The following is a 6000-nucleotide window of genomic DNA, read 5'->3' as shown; positions in this document are numbered from 1 at the left end:
CTCTCGTTAGCGGGAGGCGAATTCTACAGCGTTACTCGCTGCTGTCAACACCTCTTTTTCTCCGCTTTCGACCGAGAAGATCGAACCGTCAAAAGAGCCAAACAACACCGCTCTTTCAACTCCTTCTGGCTTCGATGAACTGAAGCGCAACCGCTGCCGAAAACTGCGTAACTCTTTGTTTACCAAGAAGTTTTCCGTTTCGACTGCGCCGGAAGTGGGGCGAATTATAGACGTCCAGAATCTGCCGTCAACCTCTAATTTCACAATTCTGTCATATAAGATAAAGAAGCCCCGAAAACACGAAGGCCGGCCCCTAGGGGCCGGCCTTCTTCCCTTCTACTTACAAACTAGGGAATGCGAATTGCGAAGCCTCATGGCTCGCCCGTTGCGGCCAGCGCTGGGTAATAGTTTTGCGACGAGTATAGAAACGCACGCCATCCGGACCATACGCATGCAGATCGCCGAACAGCGAACGCTTCCAGCCGCCAAAGCTGTGATAAGCCACCGGCACCGGCAAAGGCACGTTGACGCCGACCATGCCCACTTCGATCTCATCGCAGAACAACCGCGCCGCTTCCCCATCACGCGTGAAGATACAGGTGCCGTTGCCATACTCGTGATCGTTGATCAGTTGCATCGCCTCTTCCAGGCTGTTGACCCGAACGACGCACAGTACCGGCCCGAAGATCTCTTCTTTATAGATGCGCATCTCTGGCGTGACGTTATCGAACAGGCAACCGCCCAGGAAGAAACCTTCTTCATGACCGGCCACGCTCAGACCACGACCATCCACCACCAAGGTCGCCCCTGCTGAAACGCCGTCTTCTATATAGCCACTGACTTTATCGCGAGCCTGACCGGAAACCAGCGGGCCCATATCCAGGCCACAGGTCGTACCGGCACCGATTTTCAACGCTTTGACCTGCGGTACCAGTTTGGCCACCAACGCATCGGCCACTTGATCGCCGACGCATACAGCAACCGAGATCGCCATGCAGCGCTCACCGCACGACCCGTACGCCGCGCCCATCAGTGCGCTGACGGCGTTATCCAGATCCGCATCCGGCATCAATACCGCGTGGTTCTTCGCCCCGCCCAGCGCCTGGACGCGTTTGCCGCGCTTGGTGCCTTCGGCGTAAATGTATTCGGCAATCGGCGTCGAACCGACAAAGCTCAGCGCTTTGACTTCCGGCGCTTCAATCAAGGCATCCACCGCAGCCTTGTCGCCATGCACCACACTCAGCACGCCTTTCGGCAGGCCGGCTTCCAACAGCAGCTGAGCAATCAGCAGCGTCGAGCTTGGATCACGCTCGGAGGGTTTCAGAATAAAGCAGTTGCCACAGACGATCGCCAGCGGATACATCCACAGCGGCACCATGGCCGGGAAGTTGAACGGGGTAATACCAGCCACCACGCCCAATGGCTGGAAATCCGACCAGGCATCAATGTTCGGCCCGACGTTACGGCTGTACTCGCCCTTGAGAATTTCCGGTGCCGCGCAGGCGAACTCGACGTTCTCGATCCCGCGCTTCAATTCACCGGCCGCATCTTCCAGGGTCTTGCCGTGTTCTTCGCTGATCAGTTGGGCGATGCGGGCTTCGTTCTGTTCCAGCAGTTGCTTGAAGCGGAACATCACCTGAGCACGCTTGGCCGGCGGAGTGTTACGCCAGGCCGGGAACGCAGCTTTGGCCGAGTCGATGGCTTTTTGAATGGTTTCACGGCTGGCCAAGGGCAGTTTGTGGATCGCCTGACCGGTGGACGGGTTGAACACGTCGGCCGTACGACCGTCTTCGGTCACCAGTTCGCCATTGATCAAATGCGGGATAAGGCTCATGCAGGGCTCCAGAAAAGTTGTCCACAGGCGCCCGTCACCGGGCGCCTCTATATAGAAGGGAAAAATCAGTCGATTTTGTTCAGCACTTCGCCGACCGCGTCGAACAAGCGATCGAGGTCTTGCGGCTTGCTGTTGAAGGTTGGGCCGAACTGCAGGGTGTCGCCGCCGAAGCGCACGTAGAACCCGGCTTTCCACAGGGCCATGCCGGCTTCGAACGGACGCACGATGGCATCGCCGTCGCGAGGCGCAATCTGGATGGCACCGGCCAACCCGTAGTTACGAATGTCGATGACGTTTTTCGAGCCCTTCAAACCATGCAATGCATTTTCGAAATGCGGCGCCACTTCCGCCACGCTCTGCACCAGGTTTTCCTTTTGCAGCAGGTCGAGTGCCGCCAGGCCCGCAGCGCAAGCCACCGGGTGGGCGGAATAGGTGTAGCCGTGCGGGAATTCCACCGCGTATTCCGGCGTCGCCTGGTTCATGAAGGTCTGATAGATCTCGGAGCTGGCAATCACTGCGCCCATAGGGATCGCGCCGTTGGTGACTTGCTTGGCAATGCACATAAGGTCCGGCGTCACGCCAAAGCTGTCGGCACCGAACATCGAACCGGTACGACCAAAACCGGTGATCACTTCGTCGAACACCAGCAGGATGTTGTGCTGATCGCAGATCTCGCGCAGACGCTTGAGGTAACCCTGCGGCGGAACCAGCACGCCAGCGGAACCGGCCAATGGCTCGACGAATACCGCTGCGATGTTCGAGGCATCGTGCAGCTCGATCAACTTGAGCAATTCATCGGCCAGGGCGATACCACCCTGCTCCGGCATGCCACGAGTGAAAGCATTGCTCGCCAGCAAAGTGTGCGGCAGGTGATCGACGTCCATCATCGCCTGACCGAACAGTTTGCGGTTGCCGTTCACGCCGCCGAGGCTGGTGCCGGCGATGTTCACGCCGTGATAACCACGAGCACGACCGATCATTTTGGTTTTGGTGGCCTGGCCTTTCAGGCGCCAGTAAGCACGCACCATTTTCACCGCCGTGTCTGCACACTCGGAACCCGAGTCGGTAAAGAACACGTGATTCAGATTGCCCGGCGTCAGGTCGGTGATTTTCTCGGCCAACTGGAACGACAGTGGGTGACCGTACTGGAAGCCCGGCGAGTAATCGAGGGTGCCCAGTTGCTTGGCCACCGCTTCCTGAATTTCCTTGCGGGTGTGCCCGGCGCCGCAGGTCCACAGACCCGAGAGCGAATCGTAGACCTTGCGACCCTTGTCGTCTGTCAGCCAACTGCCTTCGGCGGCCACGATCAGTCGCGGGTCGCGCTGGAAATTGCGGTTCGCGGTGTAGGGCATCCAGTGAGCATCGAGCTTGAGCTGGCTGGCCAGGGAAGTCGGGGCGTTTTCAGGCACGTTCATGGGCAAAACCTCGCAGGGCAATAAGCGGCGTGGAGATGAAAAGCTTTCTTGCAGCTAAATTGCCACGGAGATAAAGTCGGTGAAATCCAACTTTTCTAACCTTCAGTCAGTCCGCTACTAAACTTTGAGTAAACAAAGCATGAGCAGCCGTCGCCCCGATCCGCTGGCGCAAGTCAGTGACTTTGATATCCGCCTGTTGCGGATTTTTCGCAGCGTCGTGGAATGCGGTGGCTTCTCCGCGGCAGAGTCGGTGCTGGGGATCGGTCGCTCGGCCATCAGCCAGCAGATGAGCGATCTGGAGCAACGCCTCGGCCTGCGTCTGTGCCAGCGCGGTCGCGCCGGTTTTTCCCTGACCGAAGAGGGCCGCGAGGTCTACCAATCGGCGCTGCAGCTATTAAGTGCGCTGGAAAGTTTCCGCACCGAGGTCAATGGCCTCCACCAACATTTGCGCGGTGAGTTGACCATTGGCCTGACCGACAACCTGGTCACCCTGCCCCACATGCGCATCACCCACGCCTTGGCGCAGCTGAAGGAACGCGGCCCGGACGTACAGATCCAGATCCGCATGATCGCGCCCAATGAAGTCGAACAAGGCGTGCTCGACGGGCGCTTGCATGTCGGCGTGGTGCCGCAGGCCAGTGCGCTGTCGGGGCTGGAATATCAGCCGCTCTACAGCGAACGTTCGCTGTTGTATTGCGCAGTCGGCCATCCGCTATTTTATGTAGACGACAAACAACTGGACGATGAGCGTCTCAACAGCCAGGACGCCATTGCCCCGACCTTCCGTTTGCCCGCCGAGATTCAGGCCCACTATCAGGCGCTCAACTGCACCGCCAGTGCATCGGATCGCGAAGGCATGGCATTTCTGATTCTGACCGGGCGCTACATCGGTTACCTGCCGGACCACTACGCCAGCCTCTGGGTGCAACAAGGCCGATTGCGTGCGCTGAAACCCAAGGCACGTTTTTATGACCTGAGCCTGGCATCGGTCACACGCAAGGGACGTCGGCCGCATCTGGTGCTGGAAAGCTTCCTTGAGAGCCTGGCCGCAACGCGCTGAACAACTGAAGATTCCTGTGGGAGCCGAGCTTGCTCGCGATGGCTGCTTAACAATCAGCATCGATGGTGACTGACCTGGCGCCATCGCGAGCAAGCTCGGCTCCCACAGGGATTGCGGTGGTCAAGGTTTTATCGCGACAGGACTTGTCTGCGACCTGCGGGTGCGCTATCAACGCATCTGGTTACACCCATCTACCCGTTCGGAAGTGCCTATGACCTTTGAAGTCCCAGCCCACGGCGGCAAACCCGCCAGCCGCATTCGTCAGAAGAACGAAGAGACCATCATCAAAGCCGCCGAAGACGAGTTCGCCCGTCACGGATTCAAAGGCACCAGCATGAACACCATCGCGCAGAAGGCCGGGTTGCCCAAAGCGAACCTGCATTACTACTTCACTAACAAACTCGGTTTGTATGTGGCGGTGCTGAGCAACATCCTTGAACTCTGGGACAGTACTTTCAATACCCTGACCGTCGAGGATGATCCGGCAGAAGCATTGACGCGATACATTCGCGCAAAAATGGAATTCTCCCGGCGCCAGCCACAAGCTTCGAGGGTCTTCGCCATGGAGGTCATCAGCGGCGGCGAATGCCTGAGCGAGCATTTCAACCAGGACTACCGCACCTGGTTTCAGGGCCGGGCCGCAGTGTTTCAGACCTGGATCGACGCCGGCAAAATGGACCCGATCGACCCGGTGCACCTGATCTTCCTGCTGTGGGGCAGCACCCAGCATTACGCCGATTTTGCCACGCAGATCTGCCGTGTCACCGGGTGCACCAAGTTGACCAAACAAGACATGGAAGACGCCGGCAACAACCTGATCCGCATTATTCTCAAAGGCTGCGGCCTGACGCCTGCTATCTAAGACACCTATGCCTTTTACCCTCAGCGGCTTTTGCGAATACCGCGAAGAGATTCGCAAAAGCCGCTTCATCACCCTCGCCGGACCAATCACTAGCGCATCCGATGCCCAAGCGTTCATCGAGCAGCACAGTGATTTGAACGCCTCGCACAATTGCTGGGCCTGGAAACTCGGCGATCAATATCGCAGCAACGATGATGGCGAACCCGGCGGCACCGCTGGCCGGCCGATTCTGGCAGCGATCGAAGCTCAGGATTGCGATCAGGTCGCGGTGCTGGTGATCCGCTGGTATGGCGGCATTCAACTGGGCACCGGCGGCCTCGCCCGGGCCTATGGCGGCGGTGCCAACAAATGCCTGCAAGGGGCGCCGAAGGTCGAGCTGATCAGCCGGGTGCCGGTCAGTTGTGCCTGTGCGTTTGGCGAGTTGGCGCTGGTGAAGCTTCGGGTAGCGGAACTGGGTGGTTTGGTCGTGGAAGAAATCTTCACGGCCAATGGCGTGGAACTGCAATTGGCGATCGGCGAGGGGCAGATAGATACCCTGCAAACGCAGCTGGCGGACTTGAGTCGCGGGCGCATTTTGTTGCAGCGATAAAAGATCAAAAGATCGCAGCCTTCGGCAGCTCCTACGCCGACCGTGTACTTCCATAAGAAATGCAATCCCGGAGCTGCCGAAGGCTGCGATCTTTTGGGGCACCCCTGTTTTCTTTATTCTCGATACTTGCCCACATCTGCTGTGCACCCGGCTGTGGATAACCTGAGCACATTCCCCTGTAACCCTTCTGTCATGCGGCTTTGCGGGCTTTGCTCATTTTTCATCCAAATTCCCAACAAC

5 protein-coding genes are annotated in these 6000 nt (G+C 58.3%); 3 read left to right on the top strand and 2 right to left on the bottom strand.

Annotation, left to right across the window (positions count from 1 at the left end):
• Nucleotides 1-340 precede the first annotated feature (340 nt).
• Nucleotides 341-1834, bottom strand: a complete 1494-nt coding sequence (locus AC1RQB_RS25830; RefSeq protein WP_063341633.1) for a CoA-acylating methylmalonate-semialdehyde dehydrogenase — start codon at nt 1832-1834, stop codon at nt 341-343.
• A gap of 65 nt (nt 1835-1899) precedes the next feature.
• A complete protein-coding gene (gene aptA, locus AC1RQB_RS25825; RefSeq protein WP_007906809.1) occupies nt 1900-3249 on the bottom strand; it encodes an omega-aminotransferase AptA in 1350 nt (449 codons plus the stop codon).
• A 139-nt stretch (nt 3250-3388) separates the two neighbouring features.
• Here aptA and AC1RQB_RS25820 point away from each other — a divergent pair, with 139 nt between their 5' ends.
• The 3 genes from AC1RQB_RS25820 to AC1RQB_RS25810 all read left to right on the top strand — a co-directional run bounded on the left by AC1RQB_RS25820 (nt 3389) and on the right by AC1RQB_RS25810 (nt 5760).
• Nucleotides 3389-4309, top strand: coding sequence for a LysR family transcriptional regulator (locus AC1RQB_RS25820; RefSeq protein ID WP_008006295.1), 921 nt, complete (start codon nt 3389-3391; stop codon nt 4307-4309).
• Nucleotides 4310-4520: 211 nt separating this feature from the next.
• On the top strand, nt 4521-5171 hold the full coding sequence (locus AC1RQB_RS25815; RefSeq protein WP_063341634.1) for a TetR/AcrR family transcriptional regulator: 651 nt from the start codon (nt 4521-4523) through the stop codon (nt 5169-5171).
• Nucleotides 5172-5178: 7 nt separating this feature from the next.
• The gene (locus AC1RQB_RS25810; protein ID WP_063341635.1) at nt 5179-5760 is read left to right on the top strand and encodes an IMPACT family protein; all 582 of its coding nucleotides are present in this window, start codon (nt 5179-5181) and stop codon (nt 5758-5760) included.
• Nucleotides 5761-6000: the final 240 nt, after the last annotated feature.

The organism is Pseudomonas sp. GW822-FHT02E03 (genome assembly GCF_058802325.1).
This window is presented reverse-complemented; position numbering and strand designations above follow the sequence as displayed.

What these genes read in the sequence shown, in the direction of transcription:
- AC1RQB_RS25830 (WP_063341633.1), bottom strand. Translation starts at nt 1,834, where the DNA reads ATGAGCCTTATCCCGCATTTGATCAATGGCGAACTGGTGACCGAAGAC.
- aptA (WP_007906809.1), bottom strand. Translation starts at nt 3,249, where the DNA reads ATGAACGTGCCTGAAAACGCCCCGACTTCCCTGGCCAGCCAGCTCAAG.
- AC1RQB_RS25820 (WP_008006295.1), top strand. Translation starts at nt 3,389, where the DNA reads ATGAGCAGCCGTCGCCCCGATCCGCTGGCGCAAGTCAGTGACTTTGAT.
- AC1RQB_RS25815 (WP_063341634.1), top strand. Translation starts at nt 4,521, where the DNA reads ATGACCTTTGAAGTCCCAGCCCACGGCGGCAAACCCGCCAGCCGCATT.
- AC1RQB_RS25810 (WP_063341635.1), top strand. Translation starts at nt 5,179, where the DNA reads ATGCCTTTTACCCTCAGCGGCTTTTGCGAATACCGCGAAGAGATTCGC.